The organism is Veillonella sp. AS16 (genome assembly GCF_000517785.1).
Taxonomy (GTDB): domain Bacteria; phylum Bacillota; class Negativicutes; order Veillonellales; family Veillonellaceae; genus Veillonella; species Veillonella denticariosi.
The window spans coordinates 1-24669 of sequence record NZ_AZYX01000007.1 but is presented as its reverse complement, the minus strand read 5'-3'; the positions used below and the strand labels follow the sequence as shown (position 1 = coordinate 24669).

The 24669-nt window shown below is 43.5% G+C and carries 21 protein-coding genes and 1 tRNA gene; 3 read left to right on the top strand and 19 right to left on the bottom strand.

Features of this window, described 5'->3' with window-relative positions:
- The gene (msrB, locus tag HMPREF1521_RS00250) at positions 1-939 is read left to right on the top strand and encodes a peptide-methionine (R)-S-oxide reductase MsrB (RefSeq protein WP_038114413.1); all 939 of its coding nucleotides are present in this window, start codon (positions 1-3) and stop codon (positions 937-939) included.
- Positions 940-994: 55 nt separating this feature from the next.
- Here the strand turns inward: msrB and HMPREF1521_RS00245 are convergent, their stop codons facing one another.
- From HMPREF1521_RS00245 to nhaA (HMPREF1521_RS00155), 19 genes are all read right to left on the bottom strand, one after another.
- On the bottom strand, positions 995-1972 hold the full coding sequence (locus HMPREF1521_RS00245; protein ID WP_038114410.1) for a 3D domain-containing protein: 978 nt from the start codon (positions 1970-1972) through the stop codon (positions 995-997).
- A gap of 427 nt (positions 1973-2399) precedes the next feature.
- Entirely contained in the window at positions 2400-4517 is a 2118-nt protein-coding gene (ppk1, locus tag HMPREF1521_RS00240) for a polyphosphate kinase 1 (protein ID WP_038114407.1), read from the bottom strand.
- The gene (locus HMPREF1521_RS00235; RefSeq protein ID WP_038114403.1) at positions 4507-6072 is read right to left on the bottom strand and encodes a Ppx/GppA phosphatase family protein; all 1566 of its coding nucleotides are present in this window, start codon (positions 6070-6072) and stop codon (positions 4507-4509) included. Before HMPREF1521_RS00235 ends, ppk1 begins: the two co-directional genes overlap by 11 nt.
- An 8-nt stretch (positions 6073-6080) precedes the next feature.
- Positions 6081-7619, bottom strand: coding sequence for a Ppx/GppA phosphatase family protein (locus tag HMPREF1521_RS00230; protein ID WP_038114401.1), 1539 nt, complete (start codon positions 7617-7619; stop codon positions 6081-6083).
- 182 nt (positions 7620-7801) lie between these two features.
- Positions 7802-8572, bottom strand: a complete 771-nt coding sequence (locus tag HMPREF1521_RS00225; protein WP_038114399.1) for a TatD family hydrolase — start codon at positions 8570-8572, stop codon at positions 7802-7804.
- Positions 8572-10518 (bottom strand): methionine--tRNA ligase, encoded by a 1947-nt coding sequence (metG, locus tag HMPREF1521_RS00220; RefSeq protein WP_038114397.1) that lies wholly within the window; start codon positions 10516-10518, stop codon positions 8572-8574. The genes HMPREF1521_RS00225 and metG overlap by 1 nt, the downstream gene beginning before the upstream one ends.
- Before the next feature lie 35 nt (positions 10519-10553).
- Positions 10554-11402 carry a 16S rRNA (cytidine(1402)-2'-O)-methyltransferase gene (gene rsmI, locus HMPREF1521_RS00215; RefSeq protein WP_038114395.1) on the bottom strand — a complete coding sequence of 283 codons (849 nt, stop codon included), beginning with the start codon at positions 11400-11402 and terminating at the stop codon, positions 10554-10556.
- On the bottom strand, positions 11392-12117 hold the full coding sequence (locus tag HMPREF1521_RS00210) for a tRNA1(Val) (adenine(37)-N6)-methyltransferase (RefSeq protein WP_038114393.1): 726 nt from the start codon (positions 12115-12117) through the stop codon (positions 11392-11394). Before HMPREF1521_RS00210 ends, rsmI begins: the two co-directional genes overlap by 11 nt.
- Positions 12110-12955, bottom strand: a complete 846-nt coding sequence (locus HMPREF1521_RS00205; RefSeq protein WP_038114391.1) for a stage 0 sporulation family protein — start codon at positions 12953-12955, stop codon at positions 12110-12112. The genes HMPREF1521_RS00210 and HMPREF1521_RS00205 overlap by 8 nt, the downstream gene beginning before the upstream one ends.
- Positions 12956-13996 (bottom strand): DNA polymerase III subunit gamma/tau, encoded by a 1041-nt coding sequence (locus HMPREF1521_RS00200; protein ID WP_038114388.1) that lies wholly within the window; start codon positions 13994-13996, stop codon positions 12956-12958.
- Positions 13997-14139: 143 nt separating this feature from the next.
- Complete coding sequence (locus HMPREF1521_RS00195; protein WP_038114386.1) at positions 14140-14838, bottom strand: thymidylate kinase; 699 nt, start codon at positions 14836-14838, stop codon at positions 14140-14142.
- Positions 14839-14840: 2 nt separating this feature from the next.
- Positions 14841-16298 (bottom strand): aminotransferase class I/II-fold pyridoxal phosphate-dependent enzyme, encoded by a 1458-nt coding sequence (locus tag HMPREF1521_RS00190; RefSeq protein WP_038114384.1) that lies wholly within the window; start codon positions 16296-16298, stop codon positions 14841-14843.
- A 59-nt stretch (positions 16299-16357) separates the two neighbouring features.
- Complete coding sequence (gene pth, locus HMPREF1521_RS00185) at positions 16358-16936, bottom strand: aminoacyl-tRNA hydrolase (RefSeq protein ID WP_038114381.1); 579 nt, start codon at positions 16934-16936, stop codon at positions 16358-16360.
- Positions 16937-16946: 10 nt separating this feature from the next.
- Positions 16947-17900, bottom strand: a complete 954-nt coding sequence (locus tag HMPREF1521_RS00180) for a ribose-phosphate pyrophosphokinase (protein WP_038114378.1) — start codon at positions 17898-17900, stop codon at positions 16947-16949.
- 132 nt (positions 17901-18032) lie between these two features.
- Positions 18033-19406: a bifunctional UDP-N-acetylglucosamine diphosphorylase/glucosamine-1-phosphate N-acetyltransferase GlmU gene (gene glmU, locus HMPREF1521_RS00175; protein WP_038114376.1), complete on the bottom strand. Its 1374-nt coding sequence runs from the start codon at positions 19404-19406 to the stop codon at positions 18033-18035.
- A 131-nt stretch (positions 19407-19537) separates the two neighbouring features.
- Positions 19538-20356, bottom strand: a complete 819-nt coding sequence (gene purR / locus HMPREF1521_RS00170) for a pur operon repressor (protein ID WP_038114374.1) — start codon at positions 20354-20356, stop codon at positions 19538-19540.
- A gap of 243 nt (positions 20357-20599) precedes the next feature.
- The gene (locus HMPREF1521_RS00165) at positions 20600-21208 is read right to left on the bottom strand and encodes a 3D domain-containing protein (RefSeq protein WP_038114373.1); all 609 of its coding nucleotides are present in this window, start codon (positions 21206-21208) and stop codon (positions 20600-20602) included.
- A gap of 147 nt (positions 21209-21355) precedes the next feature.
- Positions 21356-22528, bottom strand: a complete 1173-nt coding sequence (nhaA, locus tag HMPREF1521_RS00160; protein WP_038114371.1) for a Na+/H+ antiporter NhaA — start codon at positions 22526-22528, stop codon at positions 21356-21358.
- A 34-nt stretch (positions 22529-22562) separates the two neighbouring features.
- Positions 22563-23720: a Na+/H+ antiporter NhaA gene (nhaA, locus tag HMPREF1521_RS00155; protein WP_038114369.1), complete on the bottom strand. Its 1158-nt coding sequence runs from the start codon at positions 23718-23720 to the stop codon at positions 22563-22565.
- Between the two features lie 203 nt (positions 23721-23923).
- Here nhaA (HMPREF1521_RS00155) and HMPREF1521_RS00150 point away from each other — a divergent pair.
- Positions 23924-23997 (top strand) — tRNA-Gly (locus tag HMPREF1521_RS00150).
- 105 nt (positions 23998-24102) lie between these two features.
- A complete protein-coding gene (locus HMPREF1521_RS00145; RefSeq protein WP_038114367.1) occupies positions 24103-24312 on the top strand; it encodes a molybdopterin-binding protein in 210 nt (69 codons plus the stop codon).
- The last annotated feature ends 357 nt before the right edge of the window (positions 24313-24669 follow it).

The following is a 24669-nucleotide window of genomic DNA, read 5'->3' as shown; positions in this document are numbered from 1 at the left end:
ATGAAAGAACATACAATCTATTTGGGTGGTGGCTGTTTTTGGGGCCTACAGGCCTATATTCGCAAGATAAAAGGTGTTATTTCTACCGAAGTCGGCTATGCCAACGGTCCAACCTCCAACCCCACCTATAAAGAGGTATGCCACGATAGCGGTCACGTGGAAGCACTTAAAGTCGTCTTCGACGAGGACATCTTATCCTTAGACCATTTAATTCAATATTTCTTGCGTGCCATCGATCCATTCAGTATTAACAAACAAGGCGGCGATGAAGGAATTCAATATCGTACAGGCATTTATTACACCGTTATGGAGGACAGAGACATTATCGATGCCACCTTGGCTCGTGCACAGTCCTTCGAAAGTAAACCATTTGCTATCGAGGTATTACCGCTAGAAAATTATTATCCCGCCGAAGAATACCATCAGGATTATTTAGATAAGAATCCAACAGGATATTGCCATATTCCACTCGGCTTATCGCTAGAACCTCTTATCGACGATACAGCTTATACGAAATCGACTCAGAATGAGTTGGAAACACTAACGTCTCAGGAATACGAAGTTACGCAGAATGCGGCCACAGATCCACCTTTCAGCCATGAATTGACCGATGAGTTTAAATCCGGTATCTACGTGGATATTACGTCAGGTGAACCTCTCTTTGTATCAGCCCATAAATTCGATTCGCACTGCGGTTGGCCAAGCTTTACAAAACCGATTGCCAAAGATGTCATACGTTATTACCGGGATACCTCTCATGGTATGAATCGTATCGAAGTACGTAGCCGCATCGGCAACGCCCATTTAGGACATGTTTTTGAAGACGGGCCAAACGGTTCTTTGCGCTATTGTATCAACGGATCCGCATTGCGTTTTATACCGAAAGAAAAGTTAAAAGGATCAGAATATGAATATCTATTACCCTATGTAGAGGATTAATAGAACACAAAAACGGATATATCCTTAAGGATATATCCGTTTTATTATGTATATTTTAATCTAATACGTATACTGTAACGTCTTGACGACCAAAGTCCATCGCTTCTCCGTAGGAGTCCATAACAAGGTCTATACGATTACCTACAATGGCACCGCCTGTATCGGCAGCAACAGCTTCACCGTAACCGGGTATAAATAAACGTGTTCCCAATGGAATTACATCAGGGTCTACAGCCGCAATACCGCGAACCGCAGGTACGCCTGTTGCAGTAATACCGTAACCGTCACCATCACCGGCTAAGTAAGCGGATGCTTCCATAACAATGGCACGAGATGCACGACCGGCTATATTACGAGATGTTGTAACTTCACGAGTACCTTCTTTAATGATGGTCGGAACCATTTCCCGTTGTGTAGAAGTAGATACATCATTAGTTTTAATGACGGATCCGTTACTATATAAAGTTTCGCGTTGTACGCGTTCCAATCCAGGTTGACCTACTTGTACAACTTCTTCTTCACCTAATGCCATTGTGTCATCTTTTTGGCGAATAACCTGTACCTCAATTTCTTTATCTACATTAGAAACTGAGCGACTGGTAACCGGTGCAATAGAAATATGACTACCGCTCGTGATAGCACCGTCGCCATCACCTAGAACCGCATAATTAGGTGTTTTGAAACCTAATTCATCAGCCAAGGCTTGCGCCGTATTCTGTGTAGTCATGACTGCACGTGTCCTGCCATTCACGGTAACATAAACCGGAACAGCTCTTACGACTGTTAATGTTGTACCGTTTTGAATTGATGTAGAATCAGAAATAACTTTATCTTTTGGATTCAATTTAACCCCGGCATCACGAACGATACCTTCGTTAGAATTTAAATGCGTTCTAACAGTGTGTGCTGCCCCATCAACCATTACAGTTACGGTTTTATCATTATAGTTAAAACCGGCCATGGTAACAGCCGTTACAATCAATCCAGCAACAACAGACGATACATATCGTTTGTTTGTCTTATGAATTCTCATGTTGTAATCCCTCCTGTATCGAATTAATTCTACTACAGATAGATACAACCTGTCAAACCGCAAAGGTTAACAATAGTCGATAAATACAGTTAATTACTTTATTTCCAAAATATCTTTTTTATGTTTTTTATTAAAAAGTCCACTCCATACATACATATCGATATTTTTCGACAATATACTATATATTCTGAATTGTGCACATATATTAGATACTACCACTATATATTGTATGCATAGATTTTTTATTATCTAAAATGAATTTTTATGAGTTTTTAGATTGTTACCACATAAAGTTCAACTTTTCAAAAACTTCATTTTTTGTTCATTAAACGTGATAAGGAGCCGCCAAAACCATTTATTTTCCTAGCTTTTAAAGGATATATATATGCATTAAAATTCATATACTAATACATTACGCGTATTTTCATCATTTATTCATCTTCAGCATCGGCTGTAAACGTTCAATGACGGTCATTGATTCTCTATTTTCCCCCGCAATAGCAGCCTTCATCAGTTCCTCTTGGGCAGATATAGGATTATTTTCATCGATAATTTTCCCATAAGAACCGTCAGTACGCATGATGTGAGCTTTTAAGGAGTCCTCTAAATAGAGATCCAAAATGCCCTTTACCCGTTCCTTATGACGTTTGTCCTCAATAGGTACCATCAATTCAACGCGTTCATTCAGATTTCTCGGCATCCAGTCGGCGCTGGAAATATATATACTTTCATTGCCCCCATTTCGGAAATAGAACATGCGGTGATGCTCAAGATATCGTCCGACGATAGAGCGCACCGTAATATTATCGCTGACACCGGCAATACCGGGACGCAAGGTACAGATACCGCGTACGATAAGGTCGATACGAACACCGGCCGTCGATGCTTCATATAGTTTTGCAATAACGTTTTTATCGAGAAGCGAGTTCATCTTGGCGATGATATATGCCTCTTCTCCTTTTTTGGCAAATTCAATTTCCCGATTGATCAGCTCCATAATGCGCTCACGCAAATTAAGAGGCGCCACGATAAATTTATTCCAAATCGGAGGATCCGAATAACCTGAGATGAGATTAAAGAATCGCGATGCATCGTCACCGTATTCATCATTGCATGTAAAGATTCCGCAGTCCGTATACATACGGGCGGTTTTACCGTTATAGTTTCCCGTCGCCAGATGCACATATCGGCGTATACCGTCATCTTCTCGACGTACGACCATAGTTATTTTTGAATGTGTCTTCAATCCTTTTAATCCGTAGATAACGTGACAGCCGGCCTTTTCAAGACGCCGTGCCATATGAATGTTATTTTCCTCATCGAATCGCGCCTTTACTTCCATGAGAACCGTTACCTGTTTACCATTATCCGCGGCCTTGATAAGGGATGCAATAATGGGAGAATCACCGCTGACGCGGTACAAGGTCTGCTTTATCGCCAATACCTCAGGGTCGGTAGAGGCCTGTGCTATAAATTGTTCTACAACGCCAAATGATTCAAAGGGATGATGCACGAATATATCACGCTTACCGATAATGGAAAATAGATTTTCCCCTTCATGTCCTACAAGCTCGCTGGGAATCTTAGGCTCAAAGGGCTCATAACGCAATGCATCAAGGCCCGGATAATTACAGAAACTAAAATACATACGACAGTCCAAAGGCCCATCAATGCGATATACATCCTTCTGCTCCAGTTCCACACTGGTAAGAACGAAATCAAGCAACCCTTCTTTTACGTCGCCGCTTACCTCAAGGCGTACCGCATCACCACGGCGTCTCCGCCGCAAAGAGGCTTCAACCTCGGAAAGCAAATCCGTCGTATCTTCTTCATCAATTTCGAGATCCGCATCACGCGTGATTCGAAACACCATGTATTCTTCGATACCGTAACCTTGAAAGAACTGATTCGCATAATAGGTTATAACATCTTCCAGGTAGACGAATCGATGTTCCTTACCGTTGCGGTTCGGCAATTCAATAATACGATCAAGTACCGACGGAATCGGTAAAATCGCAATTTTATAATCCTTTGTACCATCCTCCTGAACTTGGAATATACGAACAATGGCATTAATCGTATGGTTCGTCAGGAATGGAAACGGATGTCCCGAATCTACCGCCAAGGGTGTAACCACCGGATAGATATGCTCTTCAAAGTAATGACGTAACCATGTCTTCGTCTTCACATCCAATGCATCGGGCTTCGTAAAATAAAAGCCGTATGATTCGAGAGCCTCCAGCACATTATGTAGATAAGCGCTCTGCATGGAGACAAGACGTTGTACGGACTCATCGATTGCTTTCAGCTGTGCCTTGGCATCCATATGAGCCGCATCATATTTAACAATTCCGTTTCTTACCTGATGACGCAGACCGGCGACGCGAATCATAAAAAATTCGTCTAAATTCGATCCGGCGATGGCGATAAATCTCAACCGCTCCAGGAGAGGATTGCTCGTATCAATAGATTCCAATAATACGCGCTGATTGAACTTAAGCCATGACAATTCGCGGTTAAAATAATACTTTGCATTATTGAACATGACGAACACCTCCCTTTACGAGCATGACCTCCATACCGAAAATTTCCGTAAAATACTCCGAATCGCGATTAAATGTCCACCATTCCAAGGATATATCTTCATCGGTACGACAAAATACGTACAACACATTATCCCGTTCCTCCAAAGAGACCTCAGTAATCTTCTGATTACTGCCCGCATCAAGCGCACAGGCAACACGGATAATCGCCACCAATTTTGTAACCTGAATTTTCTGCAGCTCCGTCAGTTCCTTGAAATACGGATCATCATCGCACGGGGTCCCCTTGTAATGATAATATACAACATTGGCTACCACTTGTTTTTCCGCCTCTGAAAGCCCGAAAATATCCGTTCCCATAACGATGTGATAGGCGTGTTCCCCGTGATTTCTAAGGCTTACAAACTTACCGACGGAGCACAAAATCGTGGCGATCCTACATAAGTAACCCCAGCGTTCAGGTAAACCTTTATGGCGCAGTGCATTACAAAACAGCAGACTAAATCTCTCAACCTCACGATCATGAACCGCATCCGTATGATACCGGGCCGCCACGGCGCGAGCCAACTGGGCATTCTGCTCACGTAATTGATACATGAACGGATTATTCTCAGCCTCCACACCATAAAACCAGCTGATGCCCTGTGAAAAGGAGAAACTGCTGAATATCAAGGTTCTCGGTTCAATGGCAGTAATGATTTCGTTGAAGAGAATCATGGTTGGCATCAAGATATTCGCTTTATATTCGGCTAGCTTATATCGATTCATCAGTTTCGTAGCCGTCACGCCGTCAAAGGATTGAATGAGTCCCTTAAATCGTTCCGGTTCACAGGTAATCATTTCCGCCTGATGTGTTTCATATCCCATGAGGCGTGCCATATATTGCGCTTCATCACCGGACAAAATGACACTATTGATATTAAACGTCTGTAATTCCTCTCTGAGCGGTCCGATCATGCGATGTAGATATTCTGTAATCGCCATGGGAAATGACGTGGATGACCGCTGATTGCGATTGAATGATTCCATAACCCTCAATGAGCCGCTATGCATATTACGCTGGAATAACAGGCTTTCACCGCGCCAGACCGTAAGGCCTACACCGCCGGATGTAATATCCAGAAATAAGGTTGCCTTCGACGGGTCCGCCAGTTTATAATGACGAGTCATCTCATAATATAAGAGAGCGTATTTATAATACACCTCTTTCGGCATATCGATAACCTCGACGCGCATGCCCGTCTGTATAAAAATTTGATCCAAAATACTACGGCGATTCGCCGCCTCGCGAATTACAGTCGTACCGTATAAACGCGAACGACTTACTCCGTAATCCGCCATCAACTGTTTATAGCCTTTAAGAATGTGACAGATTTCCTCAATGGTTTTAAAGCTCAATCGGGATGTCTGGAACAGTTCCTCCCCAAATGTAACCTCCCGCGCCGCATAGTCAATGAGGCGCACCTCATCGATTCCCTTATACTCCAATATAGTAATGCTCATGCTGCTGGATCCTACATGCAGTACCGCATATCTCAGTACCTTCGGTAATGTCATAATACCTCCTAACGAGCTTCGGTCCACTCAATATGTAACTGATGTTTATATTCCTTTTTAAAAGCTTTCACCAATTTCTCTACAGCCGACTTGGTAACGCTGATATTCTTGCCTTTTGCATATGTGACAAGCAATTGAACGGAGTTTTTATCAATCGTTACGTCCAAGGATTTGATAAATTGTTCATGGCTTTCATCAAGAGCCTCGGCCAATGCCAAAATAATGGATAATTTCTGTCCTAATAAACGTTGTTCCTGATCGAGCAGCTTACCATACAGAAAATTTTTATACTCCTTCGGCGTCAGTCCGTGAGAATTCATCACCAGAAAGGCGCTAAAAGCTTGTTCGATATGCGTAATTCCGTATAAATTACTATTCACCAGCATATAACAACCGTGTCGTGCATGGCTGTAATAGTTGACCCGCTTTCCTATATCATGTAACAAGCTGGCCACCATCAGGCAACGACGAACATTGCGATCAGCCCGATGTAGTGGTTGCAACATATCATATAGCTTCATGGCAAGTCCGCAAATATAATTGGCATGAACAAACTCATGCTTGGTCATTCCTAACAGCACATTCTCCGCGGAGTGCACGAGAATATCTTCGATAATAGGATTCCCCCCTAAATAATGCTGTCCGTAATAATCGTAAAACAGCCCCTCCCGAAGTCCGCAGCCTCCTACAACGAGGGTTTTCGTATTTACATAATTGAAAAGCTCATCAACGATAGTCATTCCTGCGATGATGATATCCGCACGATCAGTGGAAAGGCCGTTGATTTTCTTGCGTTCCGCCAACGGTTTGGAAACGACCTCCTGTAATATCTCATAAAATCGATGATACGGAATTTCGTAATTATGAAGTTTTGTTATCGGATACGACAGCTTACGCTGATCCATTTTTGCAATATTCCGTGCCGTTCCGCCGATACCGAGAAGAGGTAGTTTTATATTTCTCAGCCATGCATGTTCCTTTATGATCTTTTTGATGGCTTTCGACATCTTATCCAGCTCTTTAGAGGTATATTCATTCCCCTTCTGATACGTACCCGTCAATGTAAGCGCCCCGATAGGCAGGCTCACAGCCTTTACGATACGGCGATTGCGAACCAATGTAATTTCCGTACTGGCCCCGCCCAAATCAAAAACGATGAAATCTTTGAGTCCGATGGTATTGATAACACCAAGAAACCCCAGCCGCGCCTCTTCTTCGCCGGCAATACATTCCAAATCTAGACCGGTCTCGTCTTTTACAATTTTTATGAAAGTATCGCCGTTCTTCGCCAGCCGTACCGCTGCCGTAGCAACCGCCTTAATTGTATCAACCCCCATGGCCTCCGCCATATGAACGAAAGCCTTTAAGGATTCCAGTGACCGTTCCATCGCAGCCGGCGTCAGTTCATGAGTTCCCCACATATTCTCACTCAACCGAACGCTTTCCTTTTCCTGATAAATCAAACGATAACTGCCTGTATCGGAGATTTCATATATGACAAAGCGCACCGAATTGGAGCCCAGATCTATAAATGCAATACGTTTCATGCTACTAACCTCATCCTGTCTCATCCTATAATATGTTTAGTATGAATTTATTTTAGTATACCATAGAAAAACGCGATTCTCATCGCTATGCGAGAATCGCGTTGTATTCTATATGATATAATTTTGATCTTTCTAATTCCGTCATTACAAAATGCGACATATACTGCGAAAGCAGTTCAGTATCATTCAATACCGAACACGCGCTTAGCATTATTAAAGGTTATGTCACAGAACTCATCTACGTCCATTCCTTTAAGATTCGCAATCTCCTCCGCCACAAATTGAGTCTTGCTCGGATCGTTACGACGACCTCTAAATGGAGGCGGCGTCAAATACGGCGAATCCGTTTCAATGAGGATTCGATCCAACGAAACTTGTCTTGCCACTTCCTTTAGATTGGTTGATTTAGGGAATACAACAGGACCGGCAAAGGAAATATAGAAACCCATCTTAATGGCTTCCTTCGCCATTTCCCAACTGCCCGAATAACAGTGAAATATACCCCAGTTATCCTTGCCCTCATTACGCAGAATATCCATGATGTCACCATGTGCATCACGATCATGAATAATAATCGGCAAATCGACGTCTCGAGCCAGTTCCAGATGTCGGATAAATACGCGCTTTTGCGTATCCCTATCGGAAAAATCATAGTAGTAATCGAGACCGATCTCACCGATAGCGCGAACCTTATCATTATGCAAGGCCTGCTCCTTATAAAACTCATAATCCTCATCCGTAAAGTCTTTAGATTCATGAGGATGAGTCCCTACCGCCGCATACAACTGTTCATATTGTTCCGCTAACGCAATACCGGATTCAACGGTATCCCGGTCCACACCGGGAATCAAAATATATTCAACACCTGCATCAAAACAAGCTTGTAACATATCTGCCCGGTCGTTATCGAAACGACCGTCATTAACATGAGCATGACTATCGAAGAGTTTCATTATTTAACCACACTCCCCGCCGGTAATGACTCGATATTGGTGACCTCCAAATGTTCTTCCCAGTCGGAAGCGGATAAAATCATACCATTTGACTCGATGCCCATCATCTTCTTAGGTGCAAGGTTCGCCAGGTAAATCACCTTTTTACCGACCATCGTTTCCGGTTCATAATACTGGGAAATACCGCTTAGTACGATGCGCTGCTCTAAACCGATGTCCAATACAAACTTCAACAGTTTCTTGGATTTCGGAACCTTTTCACAGCTGACAACCTTAGCTACACGAAGGTCTAATTTTTCAAAATCGTCATATGTGATATTGTCTTTTAATGGTGGAATATTGGATGTATCAACAATTTCCGCGTCGGCTTCAACCGGTGTCGCCTCAACCATTTCAGGTACTTCAAAGCGAGGGTAAATCGGCTCGCCTTTCACCACCTTAGTCCCCGTTGGCAACGCACCCCATACCTTAGCATCATCAAGGGTGACATCACTGAATCCCGCAAGGCCCAACTGTTCCCAGATTTTAGGTGCCCCTACAGGGATAACAGGACTCACCAAAATAGCGATGATACGCAATGCCTCTGCCAAATGATACATAACGGACTGCAAACGTGCCTTATCATGGGCATTCTCGGATTTAGCCAATACCCAGGGCATCGTTTCATCAATGTATTTATTCATACGGCCGATGAAAGCCCATACGGATTTAATCGCTTTATTGAGTTCCATCGCTTCCATAGCGCTTTCAAAATCATTTACAGTCTGAATAGCTATGACGGATACATCACGATCCAAATCATCCATATCATCGCATTTTGTAATCACACCGCCGTGATATTTTTCAATCATCGCAATGGTACGGTTCAAAAGATTCCCTAAATCATTGGATAAATCGGCATTGATTTTTGTAACGAAATTAGGCAATGTGAAATTACCGTCGTTCCCCAGCTGAATTTCACTCAACAGATAGTATCGCAACGAATCGGCACCGTATGTATCGATCAATGGAATCGGATCGATTACGTTGCCCAAGGATTTACTCATTTTCGTACCGTCCACGATCATCCAGCCGTGGCCAAATACCTTTTTTGGTAATGGCAATTCAAGACTCATGAGCATCATAGGCCAAATAATCGTATGGAAACGAACGATTTCTTTACCCACCAAGTGAAGGTCTGCAGGCCAATATTTTTTATACAGCTCACCATCCCCATCCAAGGGAGAGAGTGCACTGATATAGTTTACCAGTGCATCGAACCATACATACACCACATGTTTAGGATCAAAAGGCACCTTGATACCCCAATCAAAGGATGTACGGGATACGGCGAGATCTTCTAAGCCCTGCTTTACGAACTGAATCATTTCGTTACGACGTGATTCAGGTTGAATAAAATCTGGATTTTCTTCAATAAACTTAAGCCATTGATCCGTATATTTACCGAGTTTAAAGAAATAACTTTCCTCTTTAACGCGCTCTACAGGGCGACCGCAATCCGGACAGGTATGATTAGGTCCTAACTTCTGCTCTGTCCAAAATGTTTCGTCCGGCGTACAATACCAGCCTTCATATTCGGCTTTGTAAATATCGCCCTTCTCATAAGCTTTTGTGAACAGCTCCTGCACGACCTTTTCATGGCGTTTATCCGTGGTGCGGATGAAATCATCATTGGAGATATGCATTTTTTCCCACAATGCTTTAAAACTGTTTACGATATTTGTCGTATATTCAAGGGGTGTGATGCCTTCCGCCTCCGCCGCACGCTGAATCTTTTGACCATGCTCATCGGAACCCGTTAAAAATCGCACATCATACCCGGCCAATCGCTTAAAACGTGCAATCGTATCCGCCACGGACGTGCAGTATGTATGCCCGATGTGCAGTTTAGCGCTCGGATAATAAATCGGTGTCGTAATATAATACGTTTTTTTTGTGTCTCCCACAATGTGTCTCCTTCCGACCTTCGAATGAGAAGGTCTTAACGTTCTACAATATTATATACATCTCGGCGGGAAACGTTAAAACGCTTTGCCACCTGTCGAATTGCTTCTTTTTTAGGTACGCCTTTACCTATGAGCTCTTTAACTGCATCTGCGTAAGAAACAGGCGCTTCCGATATATCGGCAGCCTCTGTTTCCACCGTGTCAGCACCGCCCACGACGAGAACGAACTCCCCTTTATAGGTTAATTGTTCCAGATTCTCCACGAGAGATCGTAAATCAGTGCGCACAAAGGTTTCAAATTTCTTCGTCAATTCCCGTGCTACCGTTATAGATCTATTGCCGAAGGCGTCATACATATCCTGCAGCACCTCTTGTAATCGGTGAGGTGCCTCATAAAACAGCAAGGTTCCTTTAACCTGTGAAAGTTCTCGTAGAACCTCGCCTCGATGTTTTTCCCGTTTCGGTAAAAATCCTACAAAGGTAAATTGCCTTGTGTCAAGACCGGATGCGATTAGCGCCGTCAGCGCCGCATTCGGTCCCGGTAAAGGAACTACGGTAATCCCTTCCGATATGGCCTTAACCGCTAAATCAGCCCCCGGATCGGATATGGCGGGCATGCCCGCATCACTGACACAGGCAACCGACCGCCCTTCCGACAACATCGCTATAATATAAGCCCCTTTTTCCTCTTTGTTATGTTCATGGTAAGAAATAAGGGGTTTCCGGATATCAAAATGTTTCAGTAGTATTCCTGTGTGCCGCGTATCTTCCGCCGCAATGGCATCAACTTCACCGAGGATGCGTACCGCCCGATAGGTCATATCCTCCAGATTGCCAATCGGCGTAGGTACTAAATATAAAGTGCCCTGTCTGTTATCGCTCATACCAAGAGGACACCTCCTTTGTGTACACATTCGGCTTGTCATAAACGATGAGCGGCGGTTCCAATATAAGTCCTGCGCTGCCCTGATAAATGCCTTCAATCAGTACAAGCTTCGCCGGTTTATCGATCATACCGTGAATAAAGCGCAATCGTTTAACCTGAAAATGAGCCTGCTCCAATTGGGACAAAACATATTGCAGTCGACCGGCACTGTAGATCATCCAAAGCCGCCCTTTATACTTGATAAAGGACTGTACCGCCTGAAGAACGTCTGCAAGTGTCGTATGACGGTCATGTAAGGCGACTGCACGCTCTTTCGACGTCGGCAGTGCACCGCTTTCACAATCATAAAAAGGAGGATTCACAATAACCCCGTCAAAGGGTTTGTCTTGTAAATCCCTATACGACAGATTCCGATAATCACCGCATACCATCGCTACCACATGCGATTTATCATTATGTGCGACGCTACGTCGTGCCAAATCAATCAATGTGTCATTAATATCAATTCCCGTTATCTGACCGGCGCCCAACGAAGTTCCGATAAGCGGAATAACCCCCGTTCCGGTGCCCAGTTCCACATAGGTATGATTGATATTAAATTGACAAAAGTGAACCAATGCAATGGCATCAAAAGAAAACCGGAACATATCGCGTCGCTGATAGATTTGTAATCCGTCGATAATCAAGTCATCAAGACGTTCCTGCTCAGTCATCAGGCAATGCCACCTCGGACCATTTCAAATCGATCGTTCGCCCCGCCTCCAGCTGCACCTTAACGGTATGCTTGTGGTGGTTTACCTTGAGAACTTTACCGACGCCCTCATCGGTAACCACGTCCTTGCCAATCCCGGGCGGTTCAATATCCTGTGCAGCGGCAGGACGTTCCTTTTTCACATACAGGTCGCCGCCCTTTTTATACATATCATCTTCATAGTTAAGACAACACATCAGGCGCCCGCATACACCGGAAATCTTTGTCGGATTCAAACTCAAATTCTGATCCTTAGCCATGCGAATCGATACAGGTGTGAAATCACCTAGGAAATTGGAGCAGCACAACGATCTACCGCAGGCACCGATGCCGTTCAGGACCTTCGCCTCATCGCGAACACCGACCTGACGTAATTCAATACGCGTTCTAAAAACCGTAGCCAAGTCTTTTACCAGCTCACGGAAATCGATACGTCCGTCAGCAGTGAAAAAGAAAACGATTTTATTCATATCAAATGTGTATTCCACATTAATCAGTTTCATCGGTAATTTACGCTTTGCTATCTTCTCGAGGCAAATGCCGAACGCTTTCTCTTCCCGTTCTCCGTTTTTTTCTATTTGTCTAAGATCCTTCGCTGTAGCCTTGCGCATCACCGGCTTCAACGGGGATACAAGGGTATTTTTTGAGACGCCTTTCGGTCCGATGACAACCGTACCGTATTCAACACCCCGTGCGGTTTCCACAATGACACCGTCACCTACGGATATCTCTAACTGTTCAGGTAAAAAATAATAAATTTTGCCCGCTTTTTTAAAACGTACACCAACGATGGTTACCATCTAATCCTCCTCACGAGCATCATGAAGGGCGATACTGAGACCGTCCATCACGAGAGCATTTTTTATATGTAAGCGCAAAGCCCGTTCTGCCTGTAACGTCTCTCCGATAACTGCGGAGAGAGCCTGCATAGACCAGCGCGGCAATAATCGTAATAATTGAGCCTTATACATAGGCACCTGTAATTGCGCCTCTGCAGCACCCATTTTGAGAGCCATCATATCGCGGCTCACTAAACGCAACCAATACATTAATTCACCTAGGGATTCTCGAGGTAAGCTTTCACAGGATAAGGAAATCATGGAGAACCACCGTTTTTCAAAGGCCAGTATATCCATGAATCGCACTGCCAGTTCCAGCATCTCAATACGCCCCTGTGTGACCAGCCGCTCCACTAACTGCGGATTGCCATGACCGGCCAATAATGCCTGTTCTATATCACCGGTAATCCCCTTCACCTCCATTGCGGCACGAATTGTATCCGCATCGACACTATGAAAGCTGACGCCCATGCATCGGGACACGATGGTCGGTAATACAGTATTGATCTTGTTTGTAATGATGATGAAGTACACCTGTTGTGGCGGCTCTTCGATGGTTTTCAACATCGCATTGGCCATGATCGCATTGGCCGTGTGAAAGTCCTCCACAATGACGACACGATTTCCATTGCCCGCCACCGATAGATGATCCTGCAATAAGTTATACCACTGTTCCACCTTTAAGGTCGTCTTCATAGGACGAATCCAGAAGGCCTCCCCTTTATCGATATAAATCGGCAATCCTTCGGCTTCGATGCGCTTTTCGCTTTCACCATTGGCTAAGCGAGCCGCAGTCACATCCGCCAAATAAGATTCACCTCGTGGTTGTGAAAACACGGGACGCCCCAACAAAAGAGACGCCAAGCCTATTGCCATATCCAATTTGCCGAGGCCTGCTTCACCATAGAAGAGCAAACTATGAGGCAGCGCATTGCGTCCTACCAGTTCAGATAGGTGTGACTTAATCGAATCTTGACCGATTATGGTATCAAAATATGTCATAGCGCCTCCTATCATTATCTGCTCAATATTAATATTATATAGGAAAAAGGCGACTTTTAAAAGAGTCGCCTTTGTTATTATCCGGGAATTACGAGGCTATCTCAGCCTTAAATAGCCGGTAATTCATATATATTTATCTTAAGTTATATGTATAGGGCATCTAATAGGCTATGAACAGCAGCATAGACATCCTCATGAATAGCCTCAACGGTACGCAACCGATACGACTTGATATCATCCCCATCAACACAAGAGATACGATGCCATTTATATCGCTCTACCAACTCTTCATAAGCGCCATGAACAGCCGCTAAATATGCGTGATTACCTTCGTGAATATCCCCCGTGGCACCGCCTGTTTTACCCGTCCGCTCCGCCATCAGCGCCTCGCTCACCTCTAACGGCATGTCGAGAAGGCACACCGCATCCGGCTTCGGAAGCCCGAATTTGGTAAATTCATAATCTTCAAGCCAGTCCAGAAAATTCTTACGCTCTGCCGGATCTTCGTATTTAACCATCTGATGCACCATATTCGACGTTGTATACCGGTCAGCAACGATAATGCCGCCGCTATTATAAAAATCCTCCCAGTCAGTTCTGAAGGATGCAAATCGATCTATGGCGTACATGGAGCTTGCAATATACGGATTTACATCGTTCACATCACGACCGAACTCCCCGGCCAAATACATCTTGATAGGCATAGACGCATCGCTGTCATAATTGGGAAAGCTCACGGACCTCACCGCACGACCTTCATAGGCAAGACGTTTTACAAGTAACGCCGTCTGCGTCGCTTTTCCGCTACCATCGCCACCTTCTAAAATGATTAAAGTCCCCATAACTACTCCTGTAAAACCCATATCGTTTCTAACGTCATATCATCCGCTCCGTTCGGCATATAGCCGAGAGCCTTTCGATTCTCTATATATTGTAACACAGCCGGGGTGATCTCTTCACCTACCGCAACGCACGGAATCCCCGGAGGATAATATGCGACTGTCTCACCGGAAATACGATGCAAAGCCTTATCTATCGCTATACGCTCACGCTTGGCATACATAGCATTACGCGGTGTCATGCGAACCACAGGTTGAGGTAAAACCGAAGACTCCACAATCTGCATCTTAGTAAACCCGGCCTGTTTATCAAGCGCTTCTTCACGGACAGCTTGTACGGCCTGAATCAAAGCATTCACCGATGATGTCGTATCACCGATCGTAATCAGCACCAGTACATGATTCGCCTGCACCAGCTCCACCTCGATATGATGAGACCGCAACAGCCGTTCAAACTCTACACCGGTCAGTCCCAACTTTCCCGCATCAATTAGCACCTTAGTGCAGTCATAATTGACCGCCTTATCCGCAATATCGGAGTATTCCATCACGGATATGCCGTCAATGGATCGTAACGCTTCTCGCAGATACATGCTCAATTCTACGGCTCGATTTATGAGCATAGAGCCTTCCTTAGCCAATTGATGACGAGCTAGATCCAGAGAAGCTAAGAAAATATAATTTGGGCTCGTGCTCTGCAGCATCTGATGCATCTGTGTAATCCGTCTAAGCGCAATGCGAGAACCTTGACCGAGGAGCCATGATGTCTGTGTTAGGGAGCCTACCGATTTATGCGTACTTTGTGCCACCAAATCCGCACCGGCTTCAATCGCCTCAACAGGTAAAGACTCTGAGAACGGTAAATGAGGTCCATGCGCTTCATCGACGAGAACGATCATATTCCGTTTATGAGCCTCCTCAACAATGCGTTTAATATCAACACCTATACCATAATAATTGGGATATACCACAAGGATAGCCTTTGCCTCCGGATGAGCCTCCATAGTTGCTATTGCATCATCAACAGTAACACCTAACGGAACGCCCCAACGCTCATCAAAACGTCCTTCCATGTAGACCGGTCTCGCACCCGATAAAACGAGTCCGCTAATTACGGACCTATGCGCTTCACGAGGTATGATGATTGTATCGTCCGGACCGACTGTCCCCATAATCATCGCTTCTATGAGGGCCGTCGTCCCGTTAACGGAAAACCAGCAATAATCGGCTCCATACAGTTGGGCCGTCAAATCCTGAGCATCCTTTAAAGCGCCTTCCGGCTCATGCAGGTCATCCAAAGCGTACATAACCCCTAAATCATAGGGTAATGCCGCCCCCATCCACTCCCGTAACAGTTGTGGTGCACCGCCCCCGATTTTATGTCCCGGCGTATGAAACGGCACAAAATGTTCCTCTTTATATGCAGTTAGGGCCTCTACAAAAGGCATGCGATTTTGATTCATATTAATACCTCATAAAAAAGGCATGAATCTCAAAGAGACTCATGCCCTTATGCATGTAATTATCGGTGAGGACAACGTTTAGGATTAAATTGATTCATCCCCTTGTCGAGTCCCACCTCTAATGTACCAAGCACAGCTTTCACAGTGTCCTTAATACCTTTATCAACCTTATCCTGCACCTCATCACTGAATGGAGACAATACATGGTCAATCACGGACCACTGCGGCAACGGACGGCCTATGCCGATACGAAATCGCGGAAAATCCTCGGTTCCCATATGAGAAATTAAAGATTTAATTCCGTTATGACCGCCGGAACTGCCGTTAGGACGTATGCGCAACTTACCAACGGGCAAATCCATATCATCGTAGATGCAATACACATCGGAAGGACTAATTTTATAATACCGCATCAAAGGTCCTACCGACTCACCGCTGGCATTCATAAATGTTTGCGGTTTTACAAGCAATACTTTCTCTCCATCTACGGTGATGCTGCATACCTCGGCATTCTGTTCCTCTTTCCACGGTGTATGAGGCACATTGTCGGCAATAGCATCAATAACCATAAATCCTATATTATGTTTTGTCATTGCATATTGCTTGCCGGGATTACCAAGACCTACTACTAATTTCAATGATCACCTATTATTTATCAAACAAATTACTTACCGATACTTCATGGAAAATACGCATAATCGCTTCGCCCAACAACGGAGCTACGGACAATTGTGTAATATTCGGCAACTTGCAATTTTCCGGCAACGGAATGGTATTGGTAACGATAAGTTCCTTAATGTTGGAGTTTGCAATGCGTTCACTTGCAGGATCTGTCAAGACTGCATGAGTAACAGCGGCGGTAACGGATTTAGCACCGAATTCCTCCAATGCTTTAGCGCCTTCAACCAAGGAGCCTGCTGTATCCACGATATCATCGATAATAATACAGTTTTTACCTGCCACATCGCCGATGAGATTCATCACTTTTGCTACACCCGGTTCAGGGCGTTTTTTCTCGATGATTGCAATCGGTGCACCGATGCGGTCAGCCAAATCACGAGCTCTTGTAACACCGCCAAGATCAGGGGATACAACGATAACGTCTTCCATATTCTTTTCATTGATATATTTAGCCAAGATGGATGCGCCGAACAGATGGTCTACAGGCACATCAAAGAAGCCCTGAATTTGACCTGCATGCAAATCGATAGTTACAAGACGGGTAATACCGGCTGTTTGCATCAAATTCGCCACTAATTTAGCCGTAATCGGTTCACGCCCGCGAGTTTTGCGATCTTGACGTGCATAACCGTAATACGGTACTACAGCCGTGATATGACGAGCCGAAGCGCGTTTTAAAGCATCGGCCATAACCATTAATTCCATTAAATTATCATTTACAGGATAGCTGGTCGGTTGAATGATAAATACATCTTTGCCACGTACGCTTTCATCAATCATTATTTGCACTTCGCCATTGTTAAAGCGCCCTACAAATGCTTCACCTAAAGGCAAACCTAAATAATCACAAATTTCTTTTGCCAATGCCGGATTCGCATTACCTGTGAAAATTTTAAGTTTCTTGCCGTCTTCAAATGCCATTTTGTTACCCTTTCATCTGTTCGTACTATCGGTTACTTATCCGTAATCTGTCCTAGAGTTACAGATACACACTCTTGCCCTATTATTGTATACTATTTTGTCACAGTTGTGTAAAAATTTTTGCCTTATTTTCTATTTCTTTTTGAAAGTATCATCTGTAACCCAATTTTCTTTGATGATTTGTTTGCTGCGCCCTACGGCTAACGCCTTATCAGGTACATCTTTTGTAATCGTAGAGCCCGCCCCTACATAACTGTAGTTACCTATCGTTACAGGCGCCACCAGATTGCTGTTACAACCTATAAAAGCCCCTTCACCGATGGTTGTACGGTGCTTAACTTTACCGTCGTAATTGACGGTAATCGTACCGCAGCCGATATTAACACCGGAGCCTACATCACTATCGCCGATATACGATAAATGAGGGAACTTTGTCCCTGCTCCGACATGGCTGTTCTTGACCTCCACGAAGTTACCGATATGAACCTGATTGCCGATAACGGTATCCGGACGCAAATGAACATACGGTCCAATATCCGCACCATCTTTAACTTCACAATCATGCCCATAGGTAAAATGAATGACCGTATCATTGCCAACCACTACATTCGACAACCGTGTATGAGGGCCTATCTCACAACCGCTGCCGATAACCGTATTTCCCTCCAAAATCGTTCCGGGATGTAAAATCGTATCAGGACCGACTAAGACTTCAGGTGCCACATAGGTTGCATCAGGATCGATAATTGTCACTCCGTCATTCATGAGTTCATAATTTTTGCGACGTTTTAAAATTTCTTCAGCTTGTGCCAGTTGATGACGAGAGTTTACCCCGAGGGATTCTTCGAAATCCTCGGTCATATACGCACTGACACGTTCTCCAGCATTCACAAGAATGCCGACTACATCGGTAATATAAAGTTCACCTTGTGCATTATCATCAGATAACTGATCGAGACAAGGCCATAGTTTTTTGCTGTCAAATGCATACATGCCTGTATTGATTTCTTGTACGATTAACTCCTCGGGTTTACCGTCCTTCTGTTCCACGATTCGCACCACGGAGCCCGATTCATTACGGATAATACGACCATAACCCGTAGGATCAGGCATATGCGCGGTCAAAATCGTCGCCGCCGCTCCCGATTTCGCGTGTTCTTGTAACAGTGCTTCCAGACTTTCCTTAGTTACCAATGGTGTATCGCCGCAGAGTAAGATAATAGTTCCATCATAGTCGCCCAATACTGGTTGAGCCTGCTTTACCGCATGACCTGTGCCGTTTTGCTCCTCTTGGCGTACAAATTCAGCACGGTCTCCCAAATAGTTCTGCACCGCATCTCCGCCGAAGCCGACAACAACCACATCTCGATTTGTACCCATGGATTGAACGGTATCCAATACTCGTTCCACCATGGCCTTGCCCCCCACCTTATGAAGGACCTTCGGCAGTTTGGATTTCATTCGAGTACCCTTACCGGCTGCTAAAATAAGGCTCGCAATATTCATAGTAATCTCCTATCTGTTCACCATATATCATCGATTCATCACAACCACTACTTGGAATATATTTCGTCATAATAGATTCCGTCGTATATTTCATAACAAATCGATACGTCAACTATATCAATTAACTGAACCTATATTGCATCAAATACAGGTTCAATATTTATCTTTTTCGTAGTTTCATCAATACCGTAGAAGGTAAACAACGATTCATAGTCATCAATCAATTTAGGATTCGGTTCCGCTGTAGCGACCAAAACACCGGTTCCCACAACGACACCGCTCATTTCAACTACTAACTCTTTAAGCCCTTTTGCGGTACCGCCGGCTTTCATAAAATCATCGATAATGAGGACCCGTGCATTTGGCGGTATAGCACGTTTAGTTAATGTCATCGTCTGGATACGCCCCGACGATCCCGTCACATAATTGATACTGATAGCGGATCCCTCCGTTACCTTACTGTCACGCCGCGCAATCACAAGCGGTTTATTGAAAGCACGCGCCACCATAACAGCAAGAGGAATTCCTTTTGTTTCCACTGTTAAAATATAATCCGGCTCACGGTCCATAAAACGAGTCATAATAATTTCGCCCAGACGCGTCATCACATGCCAGTCATACAGAATATCGGACATATAAATAAAGCCGCCCGGAATAATGCGATCCGGTTCCATCAACCGGGTCTGTACATCCTTTAAAATACCATTTGCCTGAGAACCTCTGCGATTTGGAATAAAGCGAACCCCTCCGGCCACACCGGCCACGGTCTCCAGTATTCCTAGCTGAAAGTGCTCCATAGACTGTCTCACACAGGTCAAATCTTCACTGACCGTGGATTTTGCCATACCAAAAAAGTCACAGAAATAATTTAAAGAAATCAATTTTTGAGGTGAGTCAACCAACAATTTTGTCATTGCCACCATTCTTTCGACACGCCGTACTTTATCCATAGAAAATCCTTTGCTCACATATCATACAACTAGAGGTCATTTAGCGCTGCCTATACACGGCCATGTAGACCAAATCTGTTCACTGCTTATTATATCATATTTCCCGAATATTCGAGTTCTCTTTTACACCATAATTCGGTATCTTAATAAGCCTTCTCATTGACCTGATATGCATTTCAAATCAAAATAGCATATCTAGATTAAAGAATAAAAAAACTCTCCGGCACAACCGGAGAGTCTCAATTATAATACGTAAACCTTAACGGTCTGGCGTCCAAACTGTAAAGCTTCAGCCCTAGTGTCATAGGCCAAATCTATGCGATGTCCACGAATTGCTCCGCCCGTATCATCAGCAACAGCATACCCGTAACCTTCAATATACAATTTAGTTCCCAGCGGAATCACCTTAGGGTCTACAGAAACGAGCCCTTTACGAAGGCGGCTGCCTGTAGCCGTATACTTTCCATTCCCCGGATCCTGAGATGAGTAGGCGCTGGCCTCCATCGTTAAAACCCGCGTATATTTGTTAGGTACTCCGTTATGACCACGCTGTGTTCCATGCCCACCATATTGGAGTTCTATTTTTTCCAATTCTTTCATCGTATTCGAGTCTACACGACCATTGGCAGTCAAGCCTTTTGATTTTTGAAAGTTACGCACTGCTTGTTCCGTATTACGGCCATAAATGCCATCTACAGAATCATGTAAAAATCCATGGTGTTTCAAAATTGTCTGTACTTTTGTTACATGCTTACCGCGAGCACCGCGATCTATGGTTTTCGCCAGAGTCACGGATGACATCATAGCGGTCATGCACACCAATGTGCATGCAATGATTATCTTTTTTATCATACATACCCCCACTTTATAGGTTTCAGTATACTATATATCTTTAAAGAATCTATAAACCATTAATAAGGCAAACTGTAACTATTTATATCATATAAAAATAAGCCACCCATGAAGGATGGCTTACTTGAAAGCTTTAAAGCTATAGGACTAACAATTATGATACAACCCGATATGGCACTCCTTGCGATTTGCACCTACAATTCGTAAGAATACATAACCTAGCAGAGCGGAGATAATTGAACCTAAAATAACACCGCCCTTTGCCATTTCTTGTGCATGGCCCGGATCAAATGCCAGAATAGATACAAAAATGCTCATTGTAAAGCCGATACCGCATACAATAGCTGTACCATATACATGTTTCCAGTTGGAATCTGTCGGCATCGGTACCAAGCCTAACTTAACCATACCGAATACGGCGCCAAAAATGCCAATCTGCTTACCTAAAATAAGACCTAACGCAACACCTAACACAACGGGATGTGTTAAATCGCCTAACGAAACATCGCGTAAGTCCACACCTGCATTAAAGAATGCAAACACGGGAACGATAAGAAAACTAACCCAGTTGGACAACACGTGCTCCCAATGCTGCATAGGACGTACCACCATGTGACCGACCTTACCATGTGCGGGAATCGTCATAGCTAAAATAACACCCGCCATTGTCGCATGTAGTCCTGATTTTAATACACAGTACCATAGGATAAAGCCTAAAATAATATACGGTAGCGGTCTCACATATCCCGCTTTATTACAATAAATCAATGCCGCCACTATAACAGCTGCAGCAAGCAAATACATGGCATGAATACTCGCAGCATAGAAAATGGCAATAACGATAATCGCTATGAGATCATCAATAACAGCCAAGGCCGTTAAGAATACTTTCATCGCATTTGGTACACGAGAACCTAACGCAGTGATGATCCCTATAGAAAACGCGATATCTGTTGCAGTTGGAATAGCCCAACCATGAATATATTCGTCACTATGACCGGCAATTAAGAAATATATCAACGCCGGTGTAAGTACACCAAATAAAGCCGCAATACCCGGCATAACTCGTTTTGCATTAGTATTAAGCTCGCCAGCTATAAGCTCCCGCTTAACTTCTAATCCGACAAAGAGAAAAAAGATTGCCATCAATGCATCATTAACCCACTCCATAATCGATAAGGGACCCAGATGATGATTAACAATACCAAAATATTGTTCAGACGATGGTGAATTAGCTAAAATTAGAGCAATCACCGTTGCCCCTAACAGTACGGAAGTAGCTGCTGCTGGAGAACGTAAAAAAATAAAAACTCGTTCCATTTCAGACCTTTCTATACTTTCAAAAATAATCCTCTTATAGTTTACCACGCATTTTGCGTATTTGATAGGCGGTAAGCAGTACTATAGCCCCTAACAAACCGGATAGAATAGAGCCTAGAAAAATACCGATTTTGGCCATTTCCTGATTAAATCCGGGAGGAAATGCCAATGTAGCCACGAATAAACTCATCGTAAAGCCGATACCACATAGTATAGCGGTACCATAAATTTCAGGCCATGTCGTCTTACTTGGCATTTTAATGACCTTGGATTCCACGAGGATATATACAGCGGAGAAAATCCCCAACTGTTTCCCCAAAATTAAGCCCAAGGATACACCCATTACAACAGGATGCCACAAATTATCCATAGAGAATTCAGCAAATGATACGCCGGCATTTAAAAAGCTGAACAATGGAATGATTAAGAAATTAACCCAATGTTTTAATCGTTCCGCCCAAGCATCCATAGGATACACGGTATGTATATCCACTTTGCCTTCATAAGGAATGGTCATCGCTAATATGACCCCCGCAATAGTTGCATGAACACCGGATTCTAATACTAAATACCATAGGGCAATCCCTAACACGATATAAAGAAGCGGTCGTACATACCCTTGTTTATTCGTATAGACTAACAATGCAGTGACTACACCGGCCCCGAGCAAATAAGTAAAATGAACCCCTGCACCGTAAAATAGTGCAATAACCACTATGGCAATAAGATCATCTATGACCGCCAAAGCAGCCAAAAAAGCCCGCATCGCCTGCGATACTTTTTTCCCCAGCATAGTGATAACACCGATTGCAAAGGCAATATCCGTTGCGGTAGGTATCCCCCAACCATGTGAATACTGCGGCTGATAACCGGCGATAAAATAGAATACAATTGCCGGTGTAATCACACCGGCAAATGCTGCAATAACAGGTAATAGCCGTTTTGCAGGCGTATTTAATTCACCGGAAATCATTTCCTTTTTAATTTCGATACCGACATATAAAAAAAACAGCGCCATTAAGGCATCATTTACCCATTCTAAAACATCCATAGGGCCTAATTGTACTGTCATAAAAGCAAAGTACTGTGCCGAAATCGGTGAGTTGGCAATAATAACCCCTAAGATAGCGGCCACTAAAAGTGATATACCGCCCGCAGAATCAGACTGGAAAAATGCTTTTACATAATTCATCAAGCACCCCTCTTTATTGATATAATATATACGTAATTATTTCTTCTATCGATATTAATGATACCATATCATTTCGAAAATAATCAATAAAGGTGGTTATGTATACAAGATTATATCATTATAACGATAACTGACCAACAACATAAACCATACAAGATAAACCTGTTCATATTATTAATAATATGATACAATATGTACATCTTGCGGGCGTAGTTCATCGGTAGAATGCGAGCTTCCCAAGCTTGAGAGGAGGGTTCGATTCCCTTCGCCCGCTCCATGAATAACCATGATGTAACAAGCATCATGGCTTTTTTTATATAATATAATATAATATGATATAATATTTATATATATTTTATTATATTTTTGTAAGGAGTAGTAAATGAAATTAAGTGCAAGAAATCAATTAAAAGGTACTATCGTTGAAATCCAAGAAGGTGCTGTAAACGCTATCGTAAAAATCAATGTAGGAAATGACAATATCATTACTGCTGATATTACATTACAATCTGTAAAAGAATTGAACTTAACAGTAGGCAAAGAAGTTGTTGCTGTTATCAAAGCTACCAACGTAATGGTTGGTGTTGAATAAGTTATAAAGAGCTGCTTAGGTAGCTCTTTTTTCATAGCTGCGAAATTACCTATGCAGCTCTGCTGAAAATTTGGCTTATTGATAAATACAGATGGATTTTACTTGTACAACTTTGGCTGGAGACGACTCTAGCAGAAATAACTAGTTGGAGACGAGCAAAAAGAAAAGGCCTACCACTCGGTAGGCCTTTTTCTTTTCGTTAATCAGCGAATCCTTATGTACGGTTCTTCCCTCCAGGATACTGGGTATTCGTCGCTGTGGATTTCCCTATATAGCTTCACTACATGGTAACTCTTACACTTCGAACTAAGCGATGCAGTGAATCTGTCGTCGCTTCGCTCTTATTACCTTTAGATT